At 51.9% G+C, this 26626-nt stretch carries 21 protein-coding genes, 3 tRNA genes and 3 rRNA genes; 8 read left to right on the top strand and 19 right to left on the bottom strand.

The features are described 5' to 3' along the window. Window positions 1-59: 59 nt before the first annotated feature. Window positions 60-1028 carry an ectoine hydroxylase gene (locus tag BB497_06365; GenBank protein AVI62353.1) on the bottom strand — a complete coding sequence of 323 codons (969 nt, stop codon included), beginning with the start codon at window positions 1026-1028 and terminating at the stop codon, window positions 60-62. 66 nt (window positions 1029-1094) lie between these two features. Between BB497_06365 and BB497_06360 the strand changes: the two genes are divergently transcribed. After that, entirely contained in the window at window positions 1095-1463 is a 369-nt protein-coding gene (locus tag BB497_06360) for a transposase (protein ID AVI62352.1), read from the top strand. Between the two features lie 833 nt (window positions 1464-2296). Here the strand turns inward: BB497_06360 and BB497_06355 are convergent. The 10 genes from BB497_06355 to BB497_06310 all read right to left on the bottom strand — a co-directional run bounded on the left by BB497_06355 (window position 2297) and on the right by BB497_06310 (window position 10864). Further along, on the bottom strand, window positions 2297-3100 hold the full coding sequence (locus BB497_06355; protein ID AVI62351.1) for a Crp/Fnr family transcriptional regulator: 804 nt from the start codon (window positions 3098-3100) through the stop codon (window positions 2297-2299). Between the two features lie 960 nt (window positions 3101-4060). After that, complete coding sequence (locus BB497_06350; GenBank protein AVI62350.1) at window positions 4061-5185, bottom strand: hypothetical protein; 1125 nt, start codon at window positions 5183-5185, stop codon at window positions 4061-4063. After that, the gene (locus tag BB497_06345) at window positions 5175-5486 is read right to left on the bottom strand and encodes a hypothetical protein (protein AVI62349.1); all 312 of its coding nucleotides are present in this window, start codon (window positions 5484-5486) and stop codon (window positions 5175-5177) included. The genes BB497_06350 and BB497_06345 overlap by 11 nt, the downstream gene beginning before the upstream one ends. A 547-nt stretch (window positions 5487-6033) precedes the next feature. Next, window positions 6034-6109: transfer RNA gene (locus BB497_06340), tRNA-Thr, on the bottom strand. 72 nt (window positions 6110-6181) lie between these two features. Beyond that, window positions 6182-6256: transfer RNA gene (locus BB497_06335), tRNA-Gln, on the bottom strand. A 5-nt stretch (window positions 6257-6261) separates the two neighbouring features. Next, a tRNA-Phe gene (locus BB497_06330) sits at window positions 6262-6337 on the bottom strand. Between the two features lie 178 nt (window positions 6338-6515). Continuing rightward, window positions 6516-6791 (bottom strand): oxidative damage protection protein, encoded by a 276-nt coding sequence (locus BB497_06325; protein AVI62348.1) that lies wholly within the window; start codon window positions 6789-6791, stop codon window positions 6516-6518. Between the two features lie 65 nt (window positions 6792-6856). Further along, on the bottom strand, window positions 6857-7954 hold the full coding sequence (locus BB497_06320) for an A/G-specific adenine glycosylase (GenBank protein ID AVI62347.1): 1098 nt from the start codon (window positions 7952-7954) through the stop codon (window positions 6857-6859). Between the two features lie 93 nt (window positions 7955-8047). Continuing rightward, entirely contained in the window at window positions 8048-10381 is a 2334-nt protein-coding gene (locus BB497_06315) for a membrane assembly protein AsmA (GenBank protein ID AVI62346.1), read from the bottom strand. Further along, window positions 10382-10864, bottom strand: a complete 483-nt coding sequence (locus tag BB497_06310) for an acyl-CoA N-acyltransferase (GenBank protein AVI62345.1) — start codon at window positions 10862-10864, stop codon at window positions 10382-10384. It lies immediately after the preceding gene. A 205-nt stretch (window positions 10865-11069) separates the two neighbouring features. Between BB497_06310 and BB497_06305 the strand changes: the two genes are divergently transcribed. The 5 genes from BB497_06305 to BB497_06285 all read left to right on the top strand — a co-directional run bounded on the left by BB497_06305 (window position 11070) and on the right by BB497_06285 (window position 14416). Beyond that, a complete protein-coding gene (locus BB497_06305; protein ID AVI62344.1) occupies window positions 11070-11663 on the top strand; it encodes an imidazoleglycerol-phosphate dehydratase in 594 nt (197 codons plus the stop codon). A 67-nt stretch (window positions 11664-11730) separates the two neighbouring features. Beyond that, window positions 11731-12372 carry an imidazole glycerol phosphate synthase, glutamine amidotransferase subunit gene (locus tag BB497_06300; GenBank protein ID AVI62343.1) on the top strand — a complete coding sequence of 214 codons (642 nt, stop codon included), beginning with the start codon at window positions 11731-11733 and terminating at the stop codon, window positions 12370-12372. Window positions 12373-12383: 11 nt separating this feature from the next. Continuing rightward, window positions 12384-13130, top strand: a complete 747-nt coding sequence (locus tag BB497_06295; GenBank protein ID AVI62342.1) for a 1-(5-phosphoribosyl)-5-[(5-phosphoribosylamino)methylideneamino]imidazole-4-carboxamide isomerase — start codon at window positions 12384-12386, stop codon at window positions 13128-13130. Next, window positions 13127-13900: an imidazole glycerol phosphate synthase subunit HisF gene (locus BB497_06290; protein ID AVI62341.1), complete on the top strand. Its 774-nt coding sequence runs from the start codon at window positions 13127-13129 to the stop codon at window positions 13898-13900. Before BB497_06295 ends, BB497_06290 begins: the two co-directional genes overlap by 4 nt. Before the next feature lie 9 nt (window positions 13901-13909). Further along, window positions 13910-14416: a hypothetical protein gene (locus BB497_06285; GenBank protein ID AVI62340.1), complete on the top strand. Its 507-nt coding sequence runs from the start codon at window positions 13910-13912 to the stop codon at window positions 14414-14416. Between the two features lie 8 nt (window positions 14417-14424). On the opposite strand, the gene BB497_06280 is transcribed toward BB497_06285, so the two are convergent. Continuing rightward, complete coding sequence (locus BB497_06280) at window positions 14425-15027, bottom strand: hypothetical protein (GenBank protein ID AVI62339.1); 603 nt, start codon at window positions 15025-15027, stop codon at window positions 14425-14427. A gap of 111 nt (window positions 15028-15138) precedes the next feature. Here BB497_06280 and BB497_06275 point away from each other — a divergent pair, with 111 nt between their 5' ends. After that, a complete protein-coding gene (locus BB497_06275) occupies window positions 15139-15831 on the top strand; it encodes a glutamine amidotransferase (protein ID AVI62338.1) in 693 nt (230 codons plus the stop codon). Between the two features lie 38 nt (window positions 15832-15869). Here BB497_06275 and BB497_06270 read toward each other — a convergent pair whose 3' ends face one another. From BB497_06270 to BB497_06255, 4 genes are all read right to left on the bottom strand, one after another. After that, window positions 15870-16964: a tRNA 2-selenouridine(34) synthase MnmH gene (locus tag BB497_06270; protein ID AVI62337.1), complete on the bottom strand. Its 1095-nt coding sequence runs from the start codon at window positions 16962-16964 to the stop codon at window positions 15870-15872. Beyond that, window positions 16961-17998 carry a selenide,water dikinase SelD gene (locus tag BB497_06265; protein AVI62336.1) on the bottom strand — a complete coding sequence of 346 codons (1038 nt, stop codon included), beginning with the start codon at window positions 17996-17998 and terminating at the stop codon, window positions 16961-16963. The genes BB497_06270 and BB497_06265 overlap by 4 nt, the downstream gene beginning before the upstream one ends. 87 nt (window positions 17999-18085) lie before the next feature. Then, the gene (locus BB497_06260) at window positions 18086-19456 is read right to left on the bottom strand and encodes a DNA repair protein RadA (protein ID AVI64281.1); all 1371 of its coding nucleotides are present in this window, start codon (window positions 19454-19456) and stop codon (window positions 18086-18088) included. A gap of 81 nt (window positions 19457-19537) precedes the next feature. Continuing rightward, window positions 19538-19987 (bottom strand): copper resistance protein, encoded by a 450-nt coding sequence (locus tag BB497_06255; GenBank protein ID AVI62335.1) that lies wholly within the window; start codon window positions 19985-19987, stop codon window positions 19538-19540. A 238-nt stretch (window positions 19988-20225) separates the two neighbouring features. Here BB497_06255 and BB497_06250 point away from each other — a divergent pair, with 238 nt between their 5' ends. Then, the gene (locus BB497_06250; GenBank protein AVI62334.1) at window positions 20226-21242 is read left to right on the top strand and encodes a histidinol-phosphate transaminase; all 1017 of its coding nucleotides are present in this window, start codon (window positions 20226-20228) and stop codon (window positions 21240-21242) included. Window positions 21243-21388: 146 nt separating this feature from the next. Here BB497_06250 and rrf read toward each other — a convergent pair. The 3 genes from rrf to BB497_06235 all read right to left on the bottom strand — a co-directional run bounded on the left by rrf (window position 21389) and on the right by BB497_06235 (window position 26371). Continuing rightward, window positions 21389-21504: ribosomal RNA gene (gene rrf / locus BB497_06245) — 5S ribosomal RNA — on the bottom strand. Between the two features lie 118 nt (window positions 21505-21622). Continuing rightward, window positions 21623-24537, bottom strand: a 23S ribosomal RNA gene (locus BB497_06240). A 296-nt stretch (window positions 24538-24833) separates the two neighbouring features. Then, window positions 24834-26371: ribosomal RNA gene (locus BB497_06235) — 16S ribosomal RNA — on the bottom strand. Together the 16S, 23S and 5S rRNA genes form the textbook arrangement of a ribosomal RNA operon. Window positions 26372-26626 lie beyond the last annotated feature (255 nt).

The following is a 26626-nucleotide window of genomic DNA, read 5'->3' as shown; positions in this document are numbered from 1 at the left end:
GTATGTTCCACAACCTAACGCTGGCTTTTTACTTGGCTGCTGGCTATCCGCCCCGGCAGCTAGCGGCCTTCTAGCCCGTGGGCTAGAAAGTCAGGGCGCGGCTTTGGCGCCGCAAACGGTTTAATACAGCGGTTATCGGGGCGGTTAAACACGAAAAACACATTACTGCGTGGATCTGGTGAAAGGTTCGCGTTTGACGCATGCAGCGTGTTGCAATCGAACAGCAATAAGCCGCCCGCTTTACCCTTTGGGGCTTCAATGCCGTGCTCATCCACTAGCTTCGTTAACGCCTCAGAGCTTGGGACACCTACCTCTTGCGCTTTTAGCGAGCTTTTGTGGTTGTCCTCTGGGGTTTCACCCAGGCAAGGCACAAACTGCAGGTGCGAGCCAGGAATCAACATCAGCGGGCCATTGAACTCGTGATTATCAGTCAGAATCAACGAAGCACTGACGGCGTGCATATCCGGCATACCGTCTTCCGCGTGCCAGGTTTCAAAATCAGAGTGCCAATTAAACCCTTTACCGGCGAAGCCTGGCTTGTAATTTATCCGCGACTGGTGCACGTAGGGGTCATCGCCAATAATTTGACGGGCAGCCCCAGCTACGCGCTCGTCGTGTGCAAGATTACCCAGGCGCTCAGAAAGCAAATGTACCGCAAACAGCGAGCGAATTTCGTGGCTCTCTGGCTCGGTAATGCTGAAGTCCTTGTCACGATACTCATCGTTGTTCATTAACGCCTTCATTTCCTGGCGTAATGACTCCAGCTCGTCACCACTAATAAGCTCAGGGATAAATAAAAATCCCTGTCGCTCAAACTCATCTAATTGAGCCTGGGTCAATGGACCAGCTAAATGACGTCCCTTTACCACCTTATCGCGACGCGGCAGGGTAAGGGACGCAGGAGCGCTGGATAAGCGCGTAGGATACTTATCATGCGCCTTTATGCTGTGGGCGGATGGCATGTCGGTCATTTCGCTGTACTGCTTGTGAGCGGTGACCGCGTTGAAGGGCGTGCTTCTGACTGTCATCTAGGTTTTGTACGAAAAGCCTTATCTGCTAACTTTACCTATGCAAAAGCAGCATAGGGGAAAACAATGGTCGGACGTTACGAGATTTCTGATGACGGCTGGGCACAGATCGAAGATATCGTGGCTCCTCCTCAAACCATGGGCAGACCCAGGCGGGATGACCGGAAAATGCTCAATGGTGTCTTCTGGGTACTGTGCTCTGGTGCTAAATGGCGTGATTTACCCGAGCGATATGGTCCTTGGTCGACGGTTTATGACCGGTTCCGCAAGTGGCGTGATGACGGCACCTTTGAAGCGGTACTTTCTCGCTTGCAGCTTAAGTTACGTGAAGATGGGCTTATGGATCTAGACACGTGGATGATCGATGCCACTTCCGTGCGAGCCACACGCGCTGCCGCTGGAGGCGGTAAAAAGGGGGTTCAACAGAACCGCTAGACCACGCGCTCGGCCGTAGCCGCGGCGGTTTAACAACCAAAATTCATTTGGTTTGTGATCGTCATGGCTGGCCACTGGCGTTCACACTGTCTCCTGGTCAAGAGGCAGATTCTCGTCACTTCGTTGCGACATTAGAGAGCATTCATCTACCAGGTGGCGTCGGGCGTCCTCGCAAACGTAGTCGCTATGTGGTGGCTGACAAAGGATACGACAGCGATGAGCTGCGTCATTATTGCGACAGGCACGGCATGAAACCCGTGATTGCTCAGCGCAATATGCACCGAAGAACCCGGCCTGGGCTACCTAGACGGTTCGATAAACCGAAATATCGGCAACGGAATGTGATAGAACGCTGCTTTAGCTGGCTTAAAGAATGTCGCCGGATCGCCACACGCTATGAAAAGCTGGCAAGTAGCTTTAAGGCGATGGTATGCGTGGCGTGCATCGACCGTTGCTTGCGAGCCAACTTTTCGTACAAAACCTAATCCACTCCTTGTATGATTAAATTTCAGGCCAAATGTAATACCGTTAAAACATAAACGACTTCCGTTGTGCATAAGCTGATTTTCATGAAAACTTAGCACAACGATTAATGTAGCCATTACAAGCAAGCTTGCAACCTACACGTAGCCGCTTTATAACCCAAGTTATAACATCAACTATTTAATTAATAGCGGGCCGCAAAAGATCGCTAAAAAACTGTTTAAAAACAAACACTTAAAACACAACCCCAATCACTTTAACAAAAATTAAAAATACACCTATCATCTGAAAACCAATAGACCACAGCGAAACAACGGTTAATTCTTTCTCAAAGTGCCCTACCTTAACCATTAATGCAAACACACATGCCCATAAACAAACGCCTTATCAAAATCTGTAATTTTTGCCATCTCCTCGGGCTGTATTATCTTGATGCTACTGCGCGTTTTACGAATGAGTTTTTTCTGCTCCAGCGCTGTCATACAGCGGCTAACGTGAACACTGGTCATTCCAAGAAGCTCCCCCACTACATTTTGCGTCACGGGAAATGAAAAAACATTACTGGTTAACAACCCTTTAAATTTAAACCTTTCATAAACTTCAAGTAAAAAATGCGCTACGCGCTCTTCTGACCGGTGATGTGTGCAGCTTCTAAGCCGTTCGATTGAAATATTGTCATTCACAAGCACATAAGAGGTAGCAGCTTCCCTCACTTCATCACGCTCCCTAAAAAGCTGATGCAAGTCACTCACAGAAAACCTTTCTAACTTACAGTTAGTTAATGCCAACATCGCGACATCATGATTATCAAAAAAACTCTCACGCAGCCCAATAATGTCGCCGGGCATAAATATATTACATATATCTTGACCTCTTTTAATTGCAGCATGCGCCAAGCTAACCCAGCCCTCTTTTACTAAAAAAAGATCTGACTTTTCATTACATAACGAAAAAACCTTCTGGTTCTTTTTTAGCTCCACGTCTCTTTTATACACGCGGGACAGGGCTTCTATGGACTCTTCATTAAGGGGGCCGTAAAGGCTAAGAACTTTCTCTAAACGAATATTTAAATTGTCGCCACCTAAGCCTGCTAACCTGGCACCTTTATTTTCATCACCTGGCCACTTATACTCATCTGCTGTTACTTTATCCATTTCTACACTTCCTTGTATTTAGACAAAAACCATACATCAAATAAATATATCCACGAACATAAAACATAAATTAAAATAACGATCAGAAAATATAGTCAAACATAGCTAAAACAGCAAGGGATGATTTACATTATTAAAAATAACATACAAACTGCCTTAACGGGAATTTTAATACTAAGCACTTTTTATCATCAACATAATTTATTAAGAAAAAATAATGATTATAAAAAATTTTTAATCATGAAAAACCCCAACACTAAACACCGAGGCACTGGTCAAATATTCGTCATCCAAAACAGCGTACAGCGTTATAAAGCTAGCAGATTAGTCTAAGCCTTTAGCATTCAAAACACTGTTTTCTTAACGCTGTAAAAACGGCTCAGTGGTTTCCTCAAGATGTTCGGCTAGCCTGACTGCCATAACCCCTGAAGGTTTCACTTACTCACGCGCACTAATTCTGGCTGACTGTCATGCTCAGCTGCTTGGATTAATGACCTGTAGTTATCCATTTCAAAACACTCAAAAACATAGCTAGTAATAGCTCTATTCACCACTTCATCGCTCCGCCCAGGGCTTGTTCACGTGCGCCTCTTACCACAAATGAGCATGGCAACATGCTGGTACTTCAGCAGATACTAAGGAATTAGTCGATCACCATGGGCAGGCGATATGTCCACATTGCACCGGATTGCCTGGAAGAAGCCGCCAGACTAAATCTTTCGGCAGTGTCTACGCTGTAGACACATACGAAAAAGCCGCCCTATTAAGGCGGCTTGATCATTATCTCTAACGCTTTGCTTTATAATCACTTTAAGTGGTGCCGACACCGGGAGCCGAGGCTTACTGACTGCAAAAACCTCACCTGCTTACTCACAGCAGCATCTTAAAAATAAAAATCAAACACTTACACAGCCTTTAACAGTCGTTTTAGCACACTAAAGCATATTTGTGTGGACACTTTTATCCCCTACCTGCTTTCACCAATTTTTCAGCCACTTGGCCTACATCTTTCAGCGTATCAGTCGGTCTAGGGCTATTAACATCAGAGTAATCAACACTCCTACTTTCAAAAATAAAATCCTCGTATTTACTTATACTGCTATCACAGTCACCTCCATACTCTTTAACAAACTTAGCATGCCCCTCTATATAAAACGACATTGCCGACTTCAACTCCAGCTCCTTAAGCCATTTATTATTTTCTTGATAGATAGACAAAAAAACTCTAAAAAAATAGATTCCCAAAAAAACAAAGGTCGATGAAATCATAAGCAGCTTAATATCTAACAGCCTAACCTCCTCCCAAAACATTAACCTACCCGGAGCACTATCAGCGGTTAATGAAAAGGAGAAGCTATCATTATCAATCAAATAAATTGCAATCAATAAAAGATAAGAAATAGTTATCATGGCAAAAGCAAAAGAAGCCCATAATGCTTTATTTTCTTTAGCCCTAGCATTACCCTCCATCTTATTAAATACTTTTGACGAGGATAAAAAGCTAGCTTCCCCTTTCAGCGCTGACAAGTTTTTCTTCAAATAATCAAGATGATAACTTAACTCTTCCTCTTTATCTTTATGCTCTTTTAATCTCTTGCTTATTTCATTATTAATTATTGACTCCGATGCTTGAGCCTTTCTATAAAGATCTAAACTTTTTCTTACACCACTATTATACTTATCAAAATAGTCAACCGACTTTTTATTTTTGCAATTCTTTAAATAGTATTCTCTGGCACTCAAAAGCTTGTCTAACAAAGACTCTAGTTCATCATTACCAGTTATGTAATGTATTTCAAAAACAAAAATCAAACAAAAGTCTAAGACCTCCTCCCAATTTGCATACTGTTGATCCATGTTATTTGAAACACTAAGCTCAATTTTGTCCTTGAAACTACTCTTAAGCCACTCCCAATCTTCGTAACCATCATTTTCATTCAGGTAATTTAAATTTTTAAGCATCAATTCCAAACAGCTCTTTAAGCTAACCTCTTCATTCTTTTCGGTTTTAAAAAAAACTCCTCCTGGCGTTAAAGACCTGACACACCATTCAAGAACATTAGTAAGGCTTTTTTCACTCACCATACAACCCCCTCTGCATCTTGTTTAAATCATCTGCAAGTCCCAGTTCCAATTTCAACCGCTTAGCCTCAAGCCTTTCCCTTTCAGCTCTAGCAGAAAAATACTGCTTTTCGGCTCTCTTTACTATTATATCTTCTTCTACAAAAAATTTGTAATTGATCACATATACACAACAGCACCATATAAAAACACCAAGCGCCAATAACAAAACCAGATCAATAAAAATCGCATAATATATGGCTTGCTGTAATCCAGCCTCAAGCTCACGTAGTATGCTTGCAAATCCCCGATCAAACCCTTCCATCACTTGCGCCCCCTGCGTTTATTTTTCCATTTTTTTAAAAGCTTACTTTCCAACCAGATATAAAAAATGGCTATCCCAGTAAGTGGGATAACCATTTTAATTACCGTATAAAAGATTTCCTTCATTGCATCTTCAGCACCCATTATCCCTGCTCCCTTTTATCCACAATCCCTTCCTCCCTGGAACCATCTATCCACAACCCTTTGGGCTAGTCGGTATCCGTTCCCGTTTTCTTCAACGTGCTGCGTGCCCTCTCTATATCGGGGCTTATTTAGCCGCATCGTTTTTTATTTGAGAATGCCCAATTAGGCCCGTAGTTGGCTTAGACGATAACACACTTGCCAGCGGCGTATAGAGGCGCGCGCAGTCTCGTTCGAGGGAATATAAGCAGGAGTCGCCTCTTGGCGTGGAAGAGGCCTAGCAATGGGGAAACAAGGGGATACAGAGTACACGAACAGTAGAAGCGTATTTCGCACATACGAAAAAGCCGCCCTATTAAGGCGGCTTGATCATTATCTCTAACGCTTTGCTTTATAACCACTTTAAGTGGTGCCGACACCAGGAGTCGAACCCGGGACCTACTGATTACAAGTCAGTTGCTCTACCAACTGAGCTATGTCGGCGCTTCACGTTTTCTTGAGAATTTGACTGGTTTACGTTTAAGCTAGTCAGTCAACAAGAAATTTTGTTAGCAATGGCTGGGGTACCAGGATTCGAACCTGGGAATGCCGATACCAAAAACCGGTGCCTTACCACTTGGCGATACCCCAACATTTGGTGGCCAGAGACGGAATCGAACCGCCGACACGGGGATTTTCAATCCCCTGCTCTACCAACTGAGCTATCTGGCCGCTGCCAACGGTGCGTATTAAACTAAAAACGCCGCTTTTCGTCAACACCTTTGTGAAACTTTCTTTCTAGTCACACGGTTAGGGCAGTCTTATTTCTGGTGATAAAAGAATAAAAGCCACGCCATTCGTGGCTTTTAGAGCTTTTTGTTAGCAGCGAAGTCGCATAGTACTTATTGCATCAGGCTTGCGTGGGTGGCACGTAGCCTTCTGCTTGGTCGGTTGTTTCGTTATCCAGGTAGCGCTGCATTTGGTCCATCAGGTAGGCGCGCGCCTCGGGTTCCAACATATTTAAGTGCTTTTCATTGATTAGGCGCGTCTGTAGCGCCTGCCACTCTTCCCACGCTTGTTTGGAAACCGTGGCCTGGATCTCTTGGCCCTGCTTACCTGGTAGCGGTGGAAATGGGAGCGCGGGCAGCTCTTTTTGGTACTTGCGGCAGAAAACCATCTGGCTCATGAGGTGCTCCTACTTATGGTGTTAAGGAAATAATGGCCGTGTACAACGCGTAAAGGCACGTAGCGTTAGCGCGATGGCCCCGGCGTTGGGTCTAGGGCAAACGGCACCCGCTGGCTTAGCAGCGCTTTTACCGGTGCGGCTAAACCTAGCGAAGGTGGGTGATTGACGTCATACCATACGCCGTCTTCACGAATACCGCCTAGCCTATCGCAACTGACCGGCTGTGGCGTAATAACGAGACGGAAATGACTAAACGTATGAGTGAAGCTCGGCAGCGCTGCATGGCGCTCAGGGGCTACCACATGGTCTTCTAACCAGTCGTTCAGCGCAGCGTGTGTCTCAAATTGAGGTAGGCTCCATAAGCCGCCCCACAGGCCGCTAGGCGGCCGTTGTGCTAGCCACACCCGCCCTTCTCTGTCGCTCAGCATTAACATGATGGTTTCACGCTGAGGCAGGGCTTTTTTAGGCTTGGATTCAGGAAATCGCTGCGGCTCGCCTTGGGCATAGGCACGGCATACATCGTTAAACGGGCAAAGCGGGCAGTCCGGCTTACTACGCTTACACAGCGTTGCGCCGAAATCCATCATTGCTTGAGTAAAGTCAGCTAGGCGTGTCTTGGGCGTGTAGTACTCGGCAAGGGCCCAAAGTTCGCGCTCAACCGCGGGCTTACCTGGCCATCCGGCAATAGCGTGCAGGCGAGTGAGCGAGCGTTTGACGTTGCCATCTAAAATCACCGCTCGTTGGCCAGTACTTTGGGCAATGATGGCGCCAGCGGTAGAACGGCCGATGCCAGGCAACGCCATCAGCGCCTCAACACTTTCAGTGGGTAGCGCGCCGCTATGCTCGTGTAGCGCGACTTGGGCTGCTTTATGCAGGTTGCGGGCACGGGCGTAATAGCCAAGCCCCGTCCACAGGTGCAGTACCTCATCTTGGGGCGCCTTCGCTAGCGCCTCTAAGGTAGGAAAGCGCGCCATAAACCGTTCAAAGTAGGGTATTACCGTGGCAACTTGGGTTTGTTGCAGCATAATTTCTGATACCCACACCCGGTAGGCACTGCGCGGCGTCTGCCACGGTAAGTCATGACGGCCATGCTGATCGAACCAGTTGAGCAAGCGGCGTTGGAACGCTTCCGCCTCTATGCACGGCGTCGGAATATCAGCCATACGAATTCCTTGGGACGATAACTACGAAAAAAAGCGCCGGCATGATTAGGGCCGGCGCAGCATCTATTGCATCTTCAGACGGTGCCTGAAGGTTTAGTTGAACAGGCGGCGAATACCTTCTCGCAGTTCCTGGCCAGCGCCTTCTCCTAGGCGCTCATCAATACGGTCTAGGGAGTCGCCTAACCGCCCTTCAAGCTCTTCGGACACTCGGCTACCGGCTTCATCACGCAGCAGGCCCACTACCGAAGCTTGGAAGGCGTCACGGTCAAAGCGGCACCATTGGGCTTTGTCATCCCCTATGTGGCCTTCACATAGCATGGGAAGGGGCAGGTCTGCTAAACGCGGGTTCACTTGGCAGGCGGCGTCGGCAGTGTCGACCAAACGAGCATTCGCGCGGGTAACGAAATCCATGCTCGTAAGGTTGAACTCACCTTCACCCTGGACATTGATACCTGGCAACGTGATCAGCAGATCATCGCTAGCCACTACGCCATTGCGCACGTTCAGAGTGGCATCAAAGCGCTCAAAGCGTGTATCGGTATGCCAGTCACGTAGCGTGCCTTCTCCCTCTAACTGGGCCACAAGTTCACACATTTCCCGGGAGATATTGGTTTCTAAAATTGCGCCATCATTTAGCCTAGCGGTTAGCTCGCCATTAAGGTTACTGGTAAGCACTTCGCGGGTATTGCCTTGGGTGGTGAGCGCACCTTCCAAGTTGAAGCGCCCACGCAGCGGCGAATCGCCCTCACTAAAGGTTTCAATGAGTGGCGCAACCTGCACGTTGACAATACGGGGGGAGAACTGCCATTGGAGCCTGCTCTCACTGGCATCAAGCCCCCCAGTGGCATTGAGTTCGCCGCCATAAAAGCGCGACTCGAATGCGGATAGCTGATGAACGCCATCGGCACCCCGTAGCTGAAGGCGCGGCTCATCAAACGTTAGCCCAGCCAATTGGAGTTGGCTAAGGCGCAGGTCGCCCTCCAAGTCCAGCGTACGCAGCCACTCCTGGGGCAGCAGTGCGCCCTCTGTTTGGGCAAAGGCTTTACGCAGCAAACCACGGCTGGCTTGCTGAGCCGTCACCCGCCCTGGCAAGTAGTGATCCAGGTTGAGTTGGTCGCCTTCTAAATTGAAGTTTAGCTGCGTGCCGTCAAGCGCTGCGGATGCGGCGCCGGTGAAGGTACTGCTGTCCACTACTAAGGAGAGGCGAGGCAGGGAAACTTGCTGCATATTGCCTTCAACCGGGCTGGTCATCGCCACATCACTAAGCGCTGCTTTATTGGTGGTATTAAGCGTAATACCTGCCCGTGAGAGCCAAGGCCTCAGAGTGAAGGGCGCGGCGGTCAGCTGCCCCCGATACTGCGGCGCCTCCAGCCACTGCTCAACATTCAAGTGACCACTCACCCGTAGGCCATCTGGCCCGGTAAGCTGAGCATCTTTTAACTGAGCCGTTTGTGCGCCCCAGTTACTCTCCAAGCCAAAGGCAAGGGAAAGCGCAAGGCTGCCCTGCCAGTTTTCCGGGTGACGCAGCCCGGCCTCTAACACACCTTCATTGATGGTAAGTTGCTGCTCGCCCATGCGGGCAACCATTTCCGACGCTTTTAAACTTAGCTGCTGTGGGTCGCTCTCATTAGCGCGCCGAGTGCGTGTGGTTAGCTGGGTATTTTCAAAGGTTAAACGCTCTTCATCTAACGCCAACCGCAGGCGAGTTTCCAGGCTCACCTCACTGGTTAGCTCGGGCGTACGCTCTAACGCTTCCGCATCCAAACGATTGTGTTTGGTGAGGGTAAACATCGCTTTTAATGGAAACGAGCGCACAGGATTGACGTTGCTACCGGAAATATTAAGGGGCTGCACCCGCCACAGTGCTTGGCTTTGCTCGTCACGGAAGCGAATGTCGGCGCCTTTTACTTCTACGTTTGCAATATTAAGTACCACGGAAAGGTTGCCCGCATCAGCATGGGGGCCAGCACTTGCTGGCGCCAGCACGGTTTCAGCAGCGTCGTTATCTTGTTCAGCTAAGCGGTCAAGCAGCGGCTGCCAGTTACCCTCACCCTCTGCATTACGCTCAAGGTTGAGCCGCATACCGTCGAGGGTTAACCCATCAACGGCGATCTCACCTCTTAGTAATGGCGCAAAGGCAACGCTCACCTCTGCGCGTTCAATGGCAGCAAAGGAAGCATCATCGGGCGACTGCTCTGGCAGCCACGCGCGCGCGCGCTCAACGCTAACGCCAATACGTGGGTAAAATGACCAACTAATCGGGCCTTCAAGTGACAGGTTAAGCCCCGTTTGCTCTTCCACAACAGTGGTTAAACGGGGCTTGAAGTCCTCTGGGTCTAAAAAAGTGGTGACATACACCACAGCCGCCACTGCGGCGATGGCGAGAATACCAATCGCCGCCAGCAAAATACGTAATAGCTGTCTCATTTACCCTTTTCCTTGTGGGTCTAGCTCAACAAAGTCGCTGGTGGCCGGGGCGCCTGGCTCGGGGGGCTGCTCGCTGGCCACTGGCCGGTAACCCATTTTAGAGAGCAGAACACGGTCAGCAAGCGGAAGCGTTGTGGTGGCGATACGCAAAACCCGCCCCTCTTGTTTTGCTTGCTCGCCTAATAAAGCCATTAGCCGTGTGCCTACCCCTCGGCGCCGGGTAGTTTTTCGTACACACAGCTGAGAAAGCCACCACGCACGGTCAGCGGCATCTTGTACGGCTACTGCGCCTAACAAGCGGTCGTTGAAATGTGCGCAGGCAAAAAAACGTGGCTCTTTTAAATACTGCTCTATGAAAGGCATGACCGTTGGGGCAGGCATACGTTCTTGAGGGGCATCTTCGTAAATGCGCACCAAGTCGATCCGCACCTGTTCTTCAGCTTCCCAACGGGCCTGGTCGACATACTGCAGTGTCACCGGCATGGTGAAATCCTCTTTGCCAACGCAGCAAGGCTGCTATTTTACCGCCTCAAAAGGCGGCTACATTTCGCGCATTGTAGCGGATGGGGCCGCCGATTCTCTATAATGGTCGCTTTGGCCGAAGGTTATGCCTTGATTATACGGCGGTGAAGTCGCCTACTAGCCACCGACACCCCCTCAGAGTGCGCCCCAGCGCAGGAGATGCAACATGTCAGCGCGTATTGCCACGGTAAGCCGTGACACCAACGAAACGCAGATTACGGTCAGCGTCAACCTTGATGGCGAAGGCCGCCTGCGCTGTGAAACCGGCGTCCCGTTTCTTGACCACATGCTTGATCAAGTGGCGCGACATGGGATGGTGGATCTCGATATTCAGGCTAACGGTGACCTGCATATTGATGACCACCACACGGTTGAAGACCTGGGCATTACCCTAGGCCAAGCGTTTCACCAAGCAATCGGCGATAAACGCGGCATTTACCGCTACGGTCACGCCTATGTACCGCTTGATGAAGCACTCTCTCGGGTAGTGATTGATTTTTCTGGCCGTCCAGGGCTTTTCATGAATGTCGACTTTACCCGGGATACTATTGGCCGGATGGATACTCAACTCTTTTGGGAGTTTTTCCAGGGCTTTGTGAACCATGCGCGTGTCACGCTGCATATCGACAATGTAAAAGGCTTTAATGCTCACCACCAGGCTGAAACTATTTTTAAAGCCTTTGGCCGTGCGCTGCGCATGGCGGTGGCAGAAGACCCACGCATGGCGGGCCAAATGCCGTCTACCAAAGGAAGCTTATAATGCTGAGCACGCTTTCTAACGGTCTGGTTGCTAGTGGCTGCTTGCCCGCAACAATAAGGAGCGCTTCATGACCATTGCGGTAATCGATTATGGAATGGGCAACCTGCACTCTGTGGCAAAGGCGCTTGAACACGTCACCCATGAAAATGTGATTATCACCCGCGACCCACGGCGCATTCTTGGCGCCACGCGCCTAGTGCTACCCGGCCAGGGCGCCATTCGCGACTGTGTCGGCGAGCTTGAGCGCACCGAACTGCGTGGTTTAGTGGACGATATTCTTAGCCGCCAAGCTAAACCCTTGCTGGGCATCTGCGTTGGTCAACAGATGTTGATGGAGCGCAGCGAAGAGAATGGTGGCGTAGACTGCCTAGGCTTTTTTCAAGGTAGCGTTGACCGCTTTCCAGCCAATATGCGCGACGAGCATGACCAGCGCTTAAAAGTCCCTCACATGGGTTGGAACCTTGTTGCCCAGCACCATGACCACCCGCTATGGGCAGGCATTGACGATTACGAGCACTTCTACTTTGTGCATAGTTACTTCGTAAATGCAGCTGACGACGCTCAGATGTTCGGCACCACCCAGTATGGCAACGTTAACGCCCACGTGGCGATTGGCCGAGACGCCACCTTTGCTGTGCAGTTCCATCCAGAAAAAAGCTCCCGTGCAGGCCTTCGCCTGCTAGAAAATTTTGTCACCTGGACGCCCTGAGAGGTTTCACTATGTTGATAATTCCCGCGATTGATCTCAAAGACGGCCAGTGTGTGCGTTTAAAACAGGGCCGCATGGAAGACTCAACGTCCTACGGCGATGACCCAGTAGCAATGGCTGCCCGCTGGGTTGAAGCGGGCGCTCGACGCCTTCACTTGGTAGACCTCAACGGTGCTTTTGAAGGCAAGCCGGTCAACGGTGATGCGGTCACCGCCATTGCCCGCGCTTACCCTAACCTACCCATTCAGATTGGCGGCGGTATTCGCACCGCTGAAACCATTGAGCACTACCTCAGCGCGGGTGTCTCTTACGTCATTATTGGCACAAAAGCTGTTAAAGAGCCGGAGTTCGTTAGTGAAATGTGCCGCGCTTTCCCCGGCCACATTATTGTTGGTCTAGATGCTAAAGATGGCTATGTGGCCACCGACGGCTGGGCAGAAGTCTCATCTATTAAGGCAACCGAGCTTGCCAAGCGGTTTGCTAACGACGGCGTTTCCAGCATTGTTTATACCGACATCGCCCGGGATGGCATGATGCAGGGCGTGAACGTTGAAGCCACCGCCGCGCTTGCCCGCGAAGGCGGCCTGCCGGTGATTGCCTCAGGCGGCGTAACCAACCTGGATGACATTCACGCGCTTTGCGACGTAGCGGATAGCGGCATTCTAGGCGCCATTACCGGCCGCGCCATTTATGAAGGCAGCCTAGATGTAGCAGACGCCCAGCGCTTGAGCGATCAACTGACGGGAGGCCACAAATGAGCTTATCCAAGCGCATTATTCCCTGCCTGGATGTAGATGCTGGGCGCGTGGTGAAAGGCGTTAACTTTATAGGTATTCGCGATGCAGGCGACCCCGTTGAAATCGCTCAGCGCTATAACCTGCAAGGCGCCGACGAAATTACGTTTTTAGACATTACCGCCAGCCACGAAGACCGCGCGACAACGGTTGAAATGGTCGAACGCATCGCTGGCGAAGTGTTTATTCCCCTCACTGTTGGTGGCGGTATTCGTACTTGCGATGATATTCGCACCATGCTGAACGCGGGCGCCGATAAGGTCTCAATCAATACCGCCGCAGTGACCAACCCAGAGTTTGTTCGGGAAGCCGCTGAGCGCTTTGGCAGTCAGTGCATTGTGGTCGCCATTGACGCTAAAAAGGTCTCCAAAGACGGCGAACCAGACCGTTGGGAAATTTTTACCCACGGTGGACGGCGACCTACTGGGCTGGATGCCGTTGAGTGGGCCAAAAAAATGGTCGACTTTGGCGCAGGCGAACTGTTGCTCACCAGCATGGACCGCGATGGCACGAAAATTGGCTTTGACCTGGGGGTTACCCATGCGATTTCCGAAGCGGTGAGCGTACCGGTGATTGCCTCTGGCGGCGTGGGCAACTTGGATCACCTTGTCGATGGTGTACTCAAAGGCGGTGCTGATGCGGTGCTGGCAGCGAGCATTTTCCACTTTGGTGAATACACAATTCCCGAAGCAAAGCGCTATATGGCGGAACGCGGCATTGAAATGCGGCTCTAGGAGTTTGTCATGCCCCGCGCTTATCCATGGATAGGTGGGTTGGCAGGAATTTGGCTGAGTGCGACTGCCTCAGCCTTCTCTATGCCCGACTGGCCCCCCGCACTGGAACTTGATCATATGCTGGTACAAACCAGCCTATTAACGCGCCACTTCGATCCAGACCCAGAACACACGAATCAACAAAACTTAGTGAGTATTGAGTTGCACAACCCTGACCGTTGGTTAGCCGGGGCTGCGTGGTTTAAAAACTCCTTCGACCAGCCAACGTGGTACTTCTACGGTGGCCGTGAATTCCCGCTGGGCCAGTTAACCGAGAACATTCAGCTAAGAGCCAAACTAACGGGTGGCTTGCTGCGCGGTTATAAAGGTGAGTATCGCGACAAAATCCCTTTTAACCGTTATGAAATTGCCCCAGCTGCACTGCCTAGCATTGGCATACAGTGGGGGCATTTTGAATCGGATCTTATCGTTTTTGGCACTGCAGGCATGATGGTAGTGGCAGGCTGGCGCTTTTAATCAACCGGCTACTCGTCCTCTTCGTTGAGTGACAACCCTAAGTTGCTAATACCGCCGTTGCGACCCAACTGACGAATCTCTTTGAGCGATGCTTTGGTGATCGGCTCACTTACGGCCTCAAGCACTGCATCCTGGTAGTCATTTTCATCCGCCATGAGTGGGTGGTCGCGAATAATCAGCGCAAGCGCCTGGGCATCCTCTTCGCCTTCGGTCAGCTCAATAAAAGCACGCACCCCAGCCCGAGAAGTACGGCTAACATCCAGCACGGCTTCGGCGGATTCGCCCTGCAGCGTATCAAGCAGTGCAGAAAGCGAGACCACGGCATCTAACGCCCGGCGGGCACCAAAGCTGTCGTCTTCTTCCGGCGGCTCACATTCGGCTAGTTTTTCTGCCTGGCGTGCAAAGTCGATGCTAGCGTTGGGTACACTTAGGCGCTCCCATACTAAACTGAGCACTGTACGCAGCGTGTGGCCGTCGCCATGGCCCGTGGTTTGCTCATACAGCGCATAATTGGGCAGCAGCCGCTCGCAAAGTGCGGCCATAAAGGCTTGCTGAGCGGGCAACGGCAAGAGTTGCAGCCGCTGATAAAATCCTAAAGGTTTAGCCACCATGCTGATTTCCTGATTCACGATATTGGTGAAATGAACGCTATACGTTATCGTCGTATAGTCGCGACGGGAAGCCCCACCGCGTTTGATGTGCCGGCCGGCGAGGAGATTATTATGCATATTCATCTGCTACAGCACGGCCCTGACCATGGCCCCGCTCGTCTTACCGACTGGCTTGAGAGCATGGGTCATAGTTACACCGTCTTTCATCTTTATGCGGGCGAACTTACACCACGCCTTGGTGAATGCGATGCCCTTATTGTACTCGATGGCCCAGAGCAGTTGTTAAGTGAGCCACCCCGTTGGTTTAAAGCCGAAAAGAAACTGATCAACCGCTATTTGGATGGCCAAAAACCCTTGCTGGGTATCGGATTGGGAGCACTGTGGACAGCGGAGGCTCTCGGCGCGGTGGTAGCGCCCGGCACCTACCCTGAAACTGGCTGGCATCAGATCATCCTGGCCCCAGAGAGCACCATCGACTTACCTGAGCAGTTCGAAGCGTTTTTATGGCACCGCTATGTATTTAGCCTGCCGGATGAGGCGCTGCCGCTAGGGGGGAGTGCAGCGGCACCGCTGCAAGGGTTTTCGTGGGATGCAGGGCGCGTGGTGGGCCTTCTGTGCCACTTAGAAGTTACGCGCGCTAGCGTAGCAGCCCTGCTTGAACACGCTCAACGTCCCCAACCAAAAAGCGGTGCTACTGGCTACTTTATCCAAACAGACCAACAAATATTCGAAGATCCCACCCGCTTTATCCGTTTAGCACCACTGCTTGATCGCGTGATGACTCAGTGGCTGAAAGCCGCCTAAATAACCCGTCAGAGACAAAGCCCCCGCCGCTAAGCACTCTACTGATCCACGCCCCACTGCTTAGCGGCGTCTAAACAGCTCTCCCAGTCACCCACGTGCAGCTCAACGGGCAAGCTATCGCGCTGCTTTTCAAGATGATAGCGGTAAAGCGGGTCGTAATATTCGGTGAGCAGCGGGGCAAGCCACGCCTCGTGAGCCTGCACATCGCCTTTTGCATGAGCACTGAAGGCCATACGCTGTAGCCGCTGCAACCGCTGTAAACGGGCGTTGCCTAACCGCTTAGCTAAACGCTCAAGGGCGTTGGCTAATTGGTTCTGCATTCGTTGCCACCCTTCTTGTTGCCCATAATGGGCGGTATAACCCTGCTCAAGGGCTTCAATATAGTCTCGCCGCAACTGATCCAGTCGCCAGTCCAACGGCATTTCAATACGGATACGCGGTGCCTTCTGCAGTGCTTGCCAAAACGTTAGTGGAATATTAGCGTTGCCAATTTGGCGCGACTCATCTTCTGCCACCAGCTTATCTGGCAACCCGATTAAACGCTTGGCTAAGGCGTGCTCAAAATCGATTTGGGTGGCGGGCTCTTCCGGCTGACGCCCAAACGCGGAGCCTTTGTGCTTGGCAAATCCTTCTAAATCAATGCCATTAAGCAGTTGGTTGATCAGCTGTGTTTTGGCGCAGCCGGTGAGCCCCGCAACCACTAAAATAGGCTGCTCAGCGGCGGCGTCTATGCGCTGACAGAGCTTGTGGCGCAGCGCTTTCCAGCCACCGTCTATACGCGGCCTTTGAACACCTGCTTCCGCTAGCCATTGCTGTGCAATTTGCGAACGTAACCCGCCCCGAAAGCAATAAATAACGGCGTCTGGGTAGCGGTCAAGGTAGGCCTGCCAAGCGGCAATACGCGCTTGCTTTGCCTCCCCGCCGACCAAGCATTCTCCTAGCGCAATCGCAGCAGCCTGACCCTGCTGTTTATAAGTAAGGCCCACTTGGTGACGCTCTTCATCGACCATTAGCGGTAAATTAACCGCACCGGGCAGGCTGCCCTGGGAAAACTCTACCGGGGCGCGTACATCAATTAACGGCTGGCCTTCCCCAATAAGATCTAACGATGCTGGGATGGTAGGGAGGGTCATCCAATAACCTCTATTTGCGCGTCTCCCTGGGGTGCTTTCATCACGCCAAAGGGCACTAGGGTTATGCCATGATCACGCCCGATACGTTCAACATCGTCCTCCCAGGCCGGATCAACGCTAATCAGCAGACCGCCCGAGGTTTGTGGGTCGCATAGCCACTGCCAGTGGGGGTCGTCCATCGCAGGCAGCGCCTTCCCAAGGGCGTCACGGTTACGTTGCGTACCTCCGGGCACCGCCCCCTGGCGACGATAGGCTTCAGCTTCGGCTAGACGTGGAAGGCGGCGAAAGTCAATTTGAGCCATCACCCCGCTGGCACTGCACATTTCTGCCAAGTGCCCTGCTAAGCCAAAGCCGGTCACATCGGTCATCGCATTGACCCCCTTCACCTTGGCTAGATCAATACCAATATTGTTAGGCTTGAGCATTGTTTCACGGGCAAGGCCGTGATGCCCCGCTTCCAATAAGCCACGTTTTTCAGCGGTGGTTAATAACCCAACCCCTAGGGATTTAGTTAAGAACAGCATATCGCCGGGCTTAGCCTGGCTATTGAGTTTTAAGTTAGCGAGGTCTACCAACCCATTGACCGCTAGGCCAAACATTGGCTCTGGGGCATCTATCGAGTGGCCCCCTGCCAGAGCAACACCCAGCTCACGGCAGACTGCCTGGGCACCGGCTATTACATCGCCGGCAATTTCAGGGCTGAGCTTATCCAACGGCCAGCCCAAAATACCCAGCGCCATGACCGGTGTGCCGCCCATGGCATAAACATCGCTAATCGCATTGGTGGCGGCTATCCGACCAAAATCGAAGGGGTCATCGACAATGGGCATAAAAAAGTCGGTCGTTGCGATCATGCCCCGGCCATCGCCCAGGTCATACACCGCGGCATCTTCACGCCCCTGGTTCCCCACAATTAGCCGCTTATTGCCAGCCCCTGGCCCCGCTTTGGCAAGTATGCTGTCCAGTATGTCAGGGGCAATTTTGCAGCCGCAGCCCGCTCCGTGGCTATATTGGGTTAACCGAATCGTGCTCATGATGCCTCTCCTTATTCTTTAACTTAATCCTTACATTAGCTTCGTAGCCGTTACTCAACAAAGCCATCACATTCAGCATAGCTTACGCTAGAGCGCGTCTAGGGCATCGCTCAATTTATCGACCGGGATAACCTCCATCCCCTTTGGAGCCTGTTTTGGCGCATTGGCCCGGGGCACAATAGCGCGTAAAAATCCGTGCTTTGCCGCCTCGGAAATACGCTCTTGGCCGCTTGGCACAGGGCGGATCTCTCCTGACAAACCCACTTCGCCAAATACCACCAGCTCTTTGGGCAGGGCGCGGTTTTGTAGGCTAGAGACCACTGCGAGCAGCACTGCAAGGTCAGCACTGGTTTCAAGTACCTTCACCCCACCCACGACATTGAGAAAGACATCCTGGTCGCCCGTAAATAGTCCGCCATGGCGATTAAGCACCGCCAGTAGCATTGCTAGGCGATTTTGATCTACCCCTACCGCCACGCGGCGAGGATTACCCAGTGCAGACTCGTCTACCAATGCCTGTACCTCAACCAAAATAGGCCGTGTGCCTTCCCAAACCACCATCACCAGGCTACCTGGCGCTTGCTGCTCCGGGCGAGAAAGAAAGATCGCGCTGGGGTTTTTCACCTCTTTTAAGCCTTGCTCCAGCATCGCAAAGACGCCTAGCTCATTCACCGCACCAAAGCGGTTTTTTTGCCCACGCAGAGTACGAAAGCGTGAGTCGGCACCGCCTTCAAGCAGTAGCGAAGCATCAATCATATGCTCAAGCACTTTAGGCCCCGCGAGAGTGCCGTCTTTGGTCACATGGCCTACCAGCAGCAGGACGGTATTGGTTTGCTTGGCAAAGCGCGTCAAGGCAGCCGCAGACTCACGCACCTGAGCCACCCCACCCGGTGTCGAGCTGATATCTTCAAGGTGCATCGTTTGGATAGAGTCGATGACTAAAATCTCAGGATTTTCGCGATCCGCCACGGCCAAAATAGTTTCGACGCTGGTTTCAGCCAGCATTTGCAGCCCACTAGTGGGTAACTGCAGACGGTGTGCTCGCATGGCAACTTGAGAAAGCGACTCTTCACCAGTGACATATAAAATACGCCGCTGCTGAGCCAGCTTACAGGCCGTCTGAAGCAGCAGCGTGGACTTACCTGCCCCAGGGTTGCCCCCCAGCAGTACTGCAGAGCCAGGCACCAAACCACCGCCCAAGACACGATCAAACTCGGCAAAGGTTGAGGACAAGCGTGGCACTTCGCTTAGATCTACATTGCTCAGATCTACGACGTCCCGGGATAAGTCGCCTGCGTAACCACTCCTGCCGGTGGCAGCACCGCTGCCAGGCCGCGCACTGGCCAAACGAATCTCGCTAAGCGTATTCCACTCCTGGCAGCTGTTGCATTGGCCCTGCCACTTTCGATACTCAGCACCGCATTCGGTACATACAAAGGCACTTTTCGCTTTCGCCACCGCCATTTTGCTCCTGTCGAATTCTCTGCGGGCAGAAAAACAAAAGGCGGCCAGTGGCCGCCTTTACACGTTACATTCGCACTACTGACGCTGTAATTGCAGCATCTCTCCATTTTCAAAACGACGACGCTCAGGGTCAATTAGCTCAAGCGTGCGCTCATCAATACGCATGAAGTAATAGATCTGACCATCGCCATCTGGCGTCAGCTCATATACCGTGGCATCTGGATCAGAAGGTGTCCCCCTCAGCACTTCCCAGTTGCCCGCATAGTTTTCATCCGGGGGTGTTTGGGGATGGTTACGGTAAGTTGCGTCTAACGTGAACGTCCTTTCTTCCGGAGCGCTCGCCTCTTCGCCCGTCAAGTGTACATCTAGGTCGATGCCGTCACAGTTACGACACGGCAGTGTGCCCTGGTAGTTAACCTGTGATCCGCTGATACCTGCCTCTTCGCGCTGTTCCGTTGGGCCAGCTGCGCAGCCCACCAGCAGTGCCAACATAGCCGAACCGGCTAGCAAACTCCTGAATTGCATTGGGTGTCTCCTTATCGTGTTGGACATACATTTTTTTCGCGCGCTTATGACAGCATAACCGCTACAAGGTGCAACGCCCACCCCTAGTCAAGATGGATGAGAGGTTATGGCCCTCCGATATTGGAATGCTTGCGCTCTGACAGCCATCAGGCGACCATGTTGCCATTACTGCTAGGATAATCAGGTTACCCTTATGAGCCAATACTGGAGTCCCGCCGTTAGGGAATTAACCCCTTACGTGCCGGGTGAACAACCCCGTGAACGTGTCATCAAGCTGAATACCAATGAAAACCCGTACCCGCCTGCCCCTGGGGTGAGCGAAGCGCTGCGTGAGTACGCCACTGATCACCTGCGTCTTTATCCAGACCCCACCTCAAGAGCGCTACGTGAAGCCCTTGCCACCACCTATGGCGTAAGCGTAGAGGAAACATTCGTAGGCAATGGCTCTGATGAAGTACTGGCTTTTGCCTTCCAGGCTTTTTTCTGCCACGACGCGCCGTTAGACGTACCGTCAATCACCTACAGCTTCTATCCTGTTTACGCCAATTTATACGGTATCACGCTGCGCAAGCACCCGCTGAACGCTAAGTGGGAAGTTGACACCGATGCCCTTGCCAACGCCTCCGAGCGCAGCGGCGTTATTTTTGCTAATCCCAACGCACCCACCGGACACGCCCACTCCCTTGAGACTATCGAAGCACTGCTCAAGCGAGTGAGAGATCGCGTGGTGTTAGTGGACGAGGCGTACGTGGACTTTGGCGCAGAGAGTGCGGTGGCCTTAATTAACCGCTATCCCAATTTACTTGTTACTGGAACATTCTCAAAGTCCCGTAGCCTAGCAGGCTTACGGCTAGGCTACGCCATTGGTTCGCCTGAGCTGATTGAGGGCCTACAGCGAGTGAAAGACTCGTTTAACTCCTACCCAGTAGATAGCTTGGCGAGTTTAGTGGGAATTGAGGCGCTTAAAGACACACAGCATTTTAACGCCTGCCGGGATAATGTGATTGCCACACGCGAACGCACCCGCCAACGGCTTGAGCACCTCGGCTTTGAGGTGCTACCTTCAAAAGCCAACTTTTTGCTAGCTCAGCATGACAAATTTGAGGGCGCACAGCTGTTTGCAGGCCTTCGCGAACGGGGAGTACTGGTACGTCACTTCAACACTGACATACTCAACAACTTCCTGCGCATCACCATCGGTACCGATGATGAAATGGATAGCTTAATAGAGGCACTGGAAGCGATCTGCCGCTAATCCAAGCGCTCCCTGTTAGAACCTTTTCAGCCCTACTGCTGCTCGCAGTAGGGCTTTTTATTTGCGGCTAACTAATATTTAACTAATATTTCTAAGCAAAAAAAATCCCCCAAGGCATCAGCCCCGGGGGATTTTTCTTAATAAGTGCCTGACGATGACCTACTCTCGCATGGGGAGACCCCACACTACCATCGGCGCTAAGCGGTTTCACTGCTGAGTTCGGCAAGGGATCAGGTGGTTCACGCTCGCTATGGTCGTCAGGCGTAACTTTTAATGTACATCATGCTGATGTCGTCGATGACGTGTTTTGTGATCGTCTCTTGTCAGCAAGCGCCTTGGCTTGCTGCTGCGTATCCGGTTCTCGTTATTACTACGACCAGACCCCTTGGGTGTTATAGGGTCAAGCCTCACGGGCCATTAGTACACGTTAGCTCAACGCCTTGCAGCGCTTCCACACCGTGCCTATCAACCAGCTGGTCTCGCTGGGCCCTTTAGGAGGATCAAGTCCTCGGGGATGTCTCATCTTGAAGGGGGCTTCCCGCTTAGATGCTTTCAGCGGTTATCCTGTCCGACCATAGCTACCCGGCAATGCCACTGGCGTGACAACCGGAACACCAGAGGGTCGTCCACTCCGGTCCTCTCGTACTAGGAGCAGCTCTTCTCAAACATCCAACGCCCACGGCAGATAGGGACCGAACTGTCTCACGACGTTCTAAACCCAGCTCGCGTACCACTTTAAATGGCGAACAGCCATACCCTTGGGACCGACTTCAGCCCCAGGATGTGATGAGCCGACATCGAGGTGCCAAACACCGCCGTCGATGTGAACTCTTGGGCGGTATCAGCCTGTTATCCCCGGAGTACCTTTTATCCGTTGAGCGATGGCCCTTCCATACAGAACCACCGGATCACTAGAACCTGCTTTCGCACCTGCTCGACGTGTCTGTCTCGCAGTCAAGCACCCTTATGCTCTTGCACTCACTGCACGATGTCCGACCGTGCTGAGGGTACCTTCGTGCTCCTCCGTTACTCTTTGGGAGGAGACCGCCCCAGTCAAACTACCCACCACACACTGTCCTCGATCCGGATAACGGACCTGAGTGAGAACGCCAATGATGCCAGGCTGGTATTTCAAGGTTGGCTCCACCCGAACTGGCGTCCGGGTTTCAAAGCCTCCCAGCTATCCTACACAGGCAACATCAGCGTCCAGTGTGAAGCTATAGTAAAGGTTCACGGGGTCTTTCCGTCTAGCCGCGGGTACACCGCATCTTCACGGCGATTTCAATTTCACTGAGTCTCGGGTGGAGACAGCGTGGCCATCATTACGCCATTCGTGCAGGTCGGAACTTACCCGACAAGGAATTTCGCTACCTTAGGACCGTTATAGTTACGGCCGCCGTTTACCGGGGCTTCAATCAAGAGCTTCGGCCGAAGCCTAACACCATCATTTAACCTTCCGGCACCGGGCAGGCGTCACACCCTATACGTCCTCTTACGAGTTAGCAGAGTGCTGTGTTTTTACTAAACAGTTGCAGCCACCTGGTATCTTCGACCGGTTCGGGCTTAGAGAGCAAGTCTCATCACCCTACGCCGGCGTGCCTTCTCCCGAAGTTACGGCACCATTTTGCCTAGTTCCTTCACCCGAGTTCTCTCAAGCGCCTTGGGATTCTCACCCTGACCACCTGTGTCGGTTTGGGGTACGGTCGCACATGATCTGAAGCTTAGAGGCTTTTCCTGGAAGCGTGGCATCAGTGACTTCCTGACCGTGGTCAGTTCATCTCGTGTCTCGGCTTTAAGGTGCCGGATTTTCCTAGCACCTCGGCCTACTCACTTTCACCAGGACAACCAACGCCTGGCTCACCTAGCCTTCTCCGTCCCCCCATCGCAATCATGTCCGGTACGGGAATATTGACCCGTTTCCCATCGACTACGCCTTTCGGCCTCGCCTTAGGGGCCGACTCACTCTGCTCCGATTAGCGTCGAACAGAAACCCTTGGTCTTCCGGCGAGGGAGTTTTTCACTCCCTTTATCGTTACTCATGTCAGCATTCGCACTCGTGATACCTCCAGCGAACTTCTCAATTCACCTTCATCGGCTTACACGACGCTCCTCTACCGCGCATTCCTAAGAATGCACCCGTAGCTTCGGTACCTGGTTTAGCCCCGTTACATCTTCCGCGCAGGCCGACTCGACTAGTGAGCTATTACGCTTTCTTTAAAGGATGGCTGCTTCTAAGCCAACCTCCTAGCTGTCTGAGCCTTCCCACATCGTTTCCCACTTAACCAGGATTTGGGGACCTTAGCTGACGGTCTGGGTTGTTTCCCTTTTCACGACGGACGTTAGCACCCGCCGTGTGTCTCCCACGCTGATACTCACCGGTATTCGGAGTTTGCCTCGGGTTGGTAAGTCGGGATGACCCCCTAGCCGAAACAGTGCTCTACCCCCGGCGGTAATACGTGAGGCGCTACCTAAATAGCTTTCGAGGAGAACCAGCTATCTCCGAGCTTGATTAGCCTTTCACTCCGATCCACAAGTCATCCAAATCTTTTTCAACAGATCCTGGTTCGGGCCTCCAGTTGATGTTACTCAACCTTCACCCTGCTCATGGATAGATCGCTCGGTTTCGGGTCTATATCCAGCGACTGTGTCGCCCAGTTAAGACTCGGTTTCCCTACGGCTCCCCTAAACGGTTAACCTCGCCACTGAATATAAGTCGCTGACCCATTATACAAAAGGTACGCAGTCACAGAACAAGTCTGCTCCTACTGCTTGTACGCACACGGTTTCAGGATCTATTTCACTCCCCTCTCCGGGGTTCTTTTCGCCTTTCCCTCACGGTACTGGTTCACTATCGGTCAGCCAGGAGTATTTAGCCTTGGAGGATGGTCCCCCCGTCTTCAGTCAAGGTTTCTCGTGCCCCGACCTACTCGATTTCACATGATCAGATTTTCGACTACGGGGCTATCACCCGCTACGGCCGCGCTTCCCAGCGCGTTCGTCTAATCAGTCACATGCTTAAGGGCTGGTCCCCGTTCGCTCGCCGCTACTAGGGGAATCTCGGTTGATTTCTTTTCCTCAGGGTACTTAGATGTTTCAGTTCCCCTGGTTCGCCTCTTACGCCTATATATTCAGCGTAAGATACTCATCTTATGATGAGTGGGTTTCCCCATTCAGAAATGCCCGGGTCAAAGGTTGTTTGCCACCTCGCCGAGCCTTATCGCAGGCTACCACGTCTTTCATCGCCTCTGGCTGCCTAGGCATCCACCGTGTGCGCTTAATTGCTTGACCCTATAACCCGAAGGAGTCTGGATTTCGCAATAATAACGATTGCCGGATACGCTTGAGACGTATCACAAAACAATTACGTATAAACACTTCTACGAAGCGTTTATGTCAGCATGATATACATTGTTAAAGAGCGACTGCTATAAGCAGTGATAAACGGGTCGTGTTTTCAACGTTAAACGAAAAAGAAAGGTCTAAAAGAAAGGTCTTTTCTTCTTTTTTAAGGTGAAAGAGCGTTTATCACTGCTCATCAACAGCATTCTGATCAGGTAATTCATTGTGAGCGCTTACCGCGAGGATGATGCATCGTTTAAGGAGGTGATCCAGCCGCAGGTTCCCCTACGGCTACCTTGTTACGACTTCACCCCAGTCATGAACCACACCGTGGTGATCGCCCTCTTGCGTTAGGCTAACCACTTCTGGTGCAGTCCACTCCCATGGTGTGACGGGCGGTGTGTACAAGGCCCGGGAACGTATTCACCGTGACATTCTGATTCACGATTACTAGCGATTCCGACTTCACGGAGTCGAGTTGCAGACTCCGATCCGGACTGAGACCGGCTTTTCGGGATTAGCGCACTCTCGCGAGTTGGCAACCCTTTGTACCGGCCATTGTAGCACGTGTGTAGCCCTACTCGTAAGGGCCATGATGACTTGACGTCGTCCCCACCTTCCTCCGGTTTGTCACCGGCAGTCTCCTTAGAGTTCCCACCATTACGTGCTGGCAAATAAGGACAAGGGTTGCGCTCGTTACGGGACTTAACCCAACATTTCACAACACGAGCTGACGACAGCCATGCAGCACCTGTCTCTGCGTTCCCGAAGGCACCAAGTGATCTCTCACAAGTTCGCAGGATGTCAAGAGTAGGTAAGGTTCTTCGCGTTGCATCGAATTAAACCACATGCTCCACCGCTTGTGCGGGCCCCCGTCAATTCATTTGAGTTTTAACCTTGCGGCCGTACTCCCCAGGCGGTCGACTTATCGCGTTAACTTCGCCACAAAGTGCGCTAGGCACCCAACGGCTGGTCGACATCGTTTACGGCGTGGACTACCAGGGTATCTAATCCTGTTTGCTACCCACGCTTTCGCACCTCAGTGTCAGTGTCAGTCCAGAAGGCCGCCTTCGCCACTGGTATTCCTCCCGATCTCTACGCATTTCACCGCTACACCGGGAATTCTACCTTCCTCTCCTGCACTCTAGCTTGACAGTTCCGGATGCCGTTCCCAGGTTGAGCCCGGGGCTTTCACAACCGGCTTATCAAGCCACCTACGCGCGCTTTACGCCCAGTAATTCCGATTAACGCTTGCACCCTCCGTATTACCGCGGCTGCTGGCACGGAGTTAGCCGGTGCTTCTTCTGCGAGTGATGTCTTTCCTAGGGGGTATTAACCCCTAGGCGTTCTTCCTCGCTGAAAGTGCTTTACAACCCGAGGGCCTTCTTCACACACGCGGCATGGCTGGATCAGGCTTTCGCCCATTGTCCAATATTCCCCACTGCTGCCTCCCGTAGGAGTTCGGGCCGTGTCTCAGTCCCGATGTGGCTGATCATCCTCTCAGACCAGCTACGGATCGTTGCCTTGGTGAGCCATTACCTCACCAACTAGCTAATCCGACATAGGCTCATCCAATAGCGGGAGCCGGAGCCCCCTTTCTCCCGTAGGACGTATGCGGTATTAGCCTGGGTTTCCCCAGGTTATCCCCCACTATCGGGCAGATTCCTATGCATTACTCACCCGTCCGCCGCTCGTCAGCATCTAGCAAGCTAGATCTGTTACCGCTCGACTTGCATGTGTTAGGCCTGCCGCCAGCGTTCAATCTGAGCCATGATCAAACTCTTCAGTTTAAAATCATTGTGATGCTTACTCGTTGCTTAAGGACTAGCCGAAAGCAACAAAAGCGCATCAAACTTGGCTCAAGGTTCAAACGAATTCATTCAAACTTACGTTTTCATGACCGCTTGCCTTGATATTTGGTGATTTATCACCCTCATCGGCAAGCGCCCACATGAATTACCTGATCAAATTGTTAAAGAGCGTTTCGCTAATAACTGGCTTGCCGTTGAATTGGCTTGCCTCAGCGAGGAAGGCGTATTCTACGC

Source organism: Halomonas sp. GFAJ-1 (genome assembly GCA_002966495.1).
In the GTDB taxonomy this organism is placed as follows: Bacteria; Pseudomonadota; Gammaproteobacteria; order Pseudomonadales; family Halomonadaceae; genus Vreelandella.
This window is presented reverse-complemented; position numbering and strand designations above follow the sequence as displayed.

What these genes read in the sequence shown, in the direction of transcription:
- BB497_06280 (AVI62339.1), bottom strand. Translation starts at nt 15,027, where the DNA reads ATGGTGGCTAAACCTTTAGGATTTTATCAGCGGCTGCAACTCTTGCCG.
- BB497_06350 (AVI62350.1), bottom strand. Translation starts at nt 5,185, where the DNA reads ATGGTGAGTGAAAAAAGCCTTACTAATGTTCTTGAATGGTGTGTCAGG.
- BB497_06345 (AVI62349.1), bottom strand. Translation starts at nt 5,486, where the DNA reads ATGGAAGGGTTTGATCGGGGATTTGCAAGCATACTACGTGAGCTTGAG.
- BB497_06275 (AVI62338.1), top strand. Translation starts at nt 15,139, where the DNA reads ATGCATATTCATCTGCTACAGCACGGCCCTGACCATGGCCCCGCTCGT.
- BB497_06285 (AVI62340.1), top strand. Translation starts at nt 13,910, where the DNA reads ATGCCCCGCGCTTATCCATGGATAGGTGGGTTGGCAGGAATTTGGCTG.
- BB497_06360 (AVI62352.1), top strand. Translation starts at nt 1,095, where the DNA reads ATGGTCGGACGTTACGAGATTTCTGATGACGGCTGGGCACAGATCGAA.
- BB497_06300 (AVI62343.1), top strand. Translation starts at nt 11,731, where the DNA reads ATGACCATTGCGGTAATCGATTATGGAATGGGCAACCTGCACTCTGTG.
- BB497_06290 (AVI62341.1), top strand. Translation starts at nt 13,127, where the DNA reads ATGAGCTTATCCAAGCGCATTATTCCCTGCCTGGATGTAGATGCTGGG.
- BB497_06365 (AVI62353.1), bottom strand. Translation starts at nt 1,028, where the DNA reads ATGACAGTCAGAAGCACGCCCTTCAACGCGGTCACCGCTCACAAGCAG.
- BB497_06255 (AVI62335.1), bottom strand. Translation starts at nt 19,987, where the DNA reads ATGCAATTCAGGAGTTTGCTAGCCGGTTCGGCTATGTTGGCACTGCTG.
- BB497_06355 (AVI62351.1), bottom strand. Translation starts at nt 3,100, where the DNA reads ATGGATAAAGTAACAGCAGATGAGTATAAGTGGCCAGGTGATGAAAAT.
- BB497_06270 (AVI62337.1), bottom strand. Translation starts at nt 16,964, where the DNA reads ATGACCCTCCCTACCATCCCAGCATCGTTAGATCTTATTGGGGAAGGC.
- BB497_06325 (AVI62348.1), bottom strand. Translation starts at nt 6,791, where the DNA reads ATGAGCCAGATGGTTTTCTGCCGCAAGTACCAAAAAGAGCTGCCCGCG.
- BB497_06320 (AVI62347.1), bottom strand. Translation starts at nt 7,954, where the DNA reads ATGGCTGATATTCCGACGCCGTGCATAGAGGCGGAAGCGTTCCAACGC.
- BB497_06265 (AVI62336.1), bottom strand. Translation starts at nt 17,998, where the DNA reads ATGAGCACGATTCGGTTAACCCAATATAGCCACGGAGCGGGCTGCGGC.
- BB497_06295 (AVI62342.1), top strand. Translation starts at nt 12,384, where the DNA reads ATGTTGATAATTCCCGCGATTGATCTCAAAGACGGCCAGTGTGTGCGT.
- BB497_06315 (AVI62346.1), bottom strand. Translation starts at nt 10,381, where the DNA reads ATGAGACAGCTATTACGTATTTTGCTGGCGGCGATTGGTATTCTCGCC.
- BB497_06305 (AVI62344.1), top strand. Translation starts at nt 11,070, where the DNA reads ATGTCAGCGCGTATTGCCACGGTAAGCCGTGACACCAACGAAACGCAG.
- BB497_06310 (AVI62345.1), bottom strand. Translation starts at nt 10,864, where the DNA reads ATGCCGGTGACACTGCAGTATGTCGACCAGGCCCGTTGGGAAGCTGAA.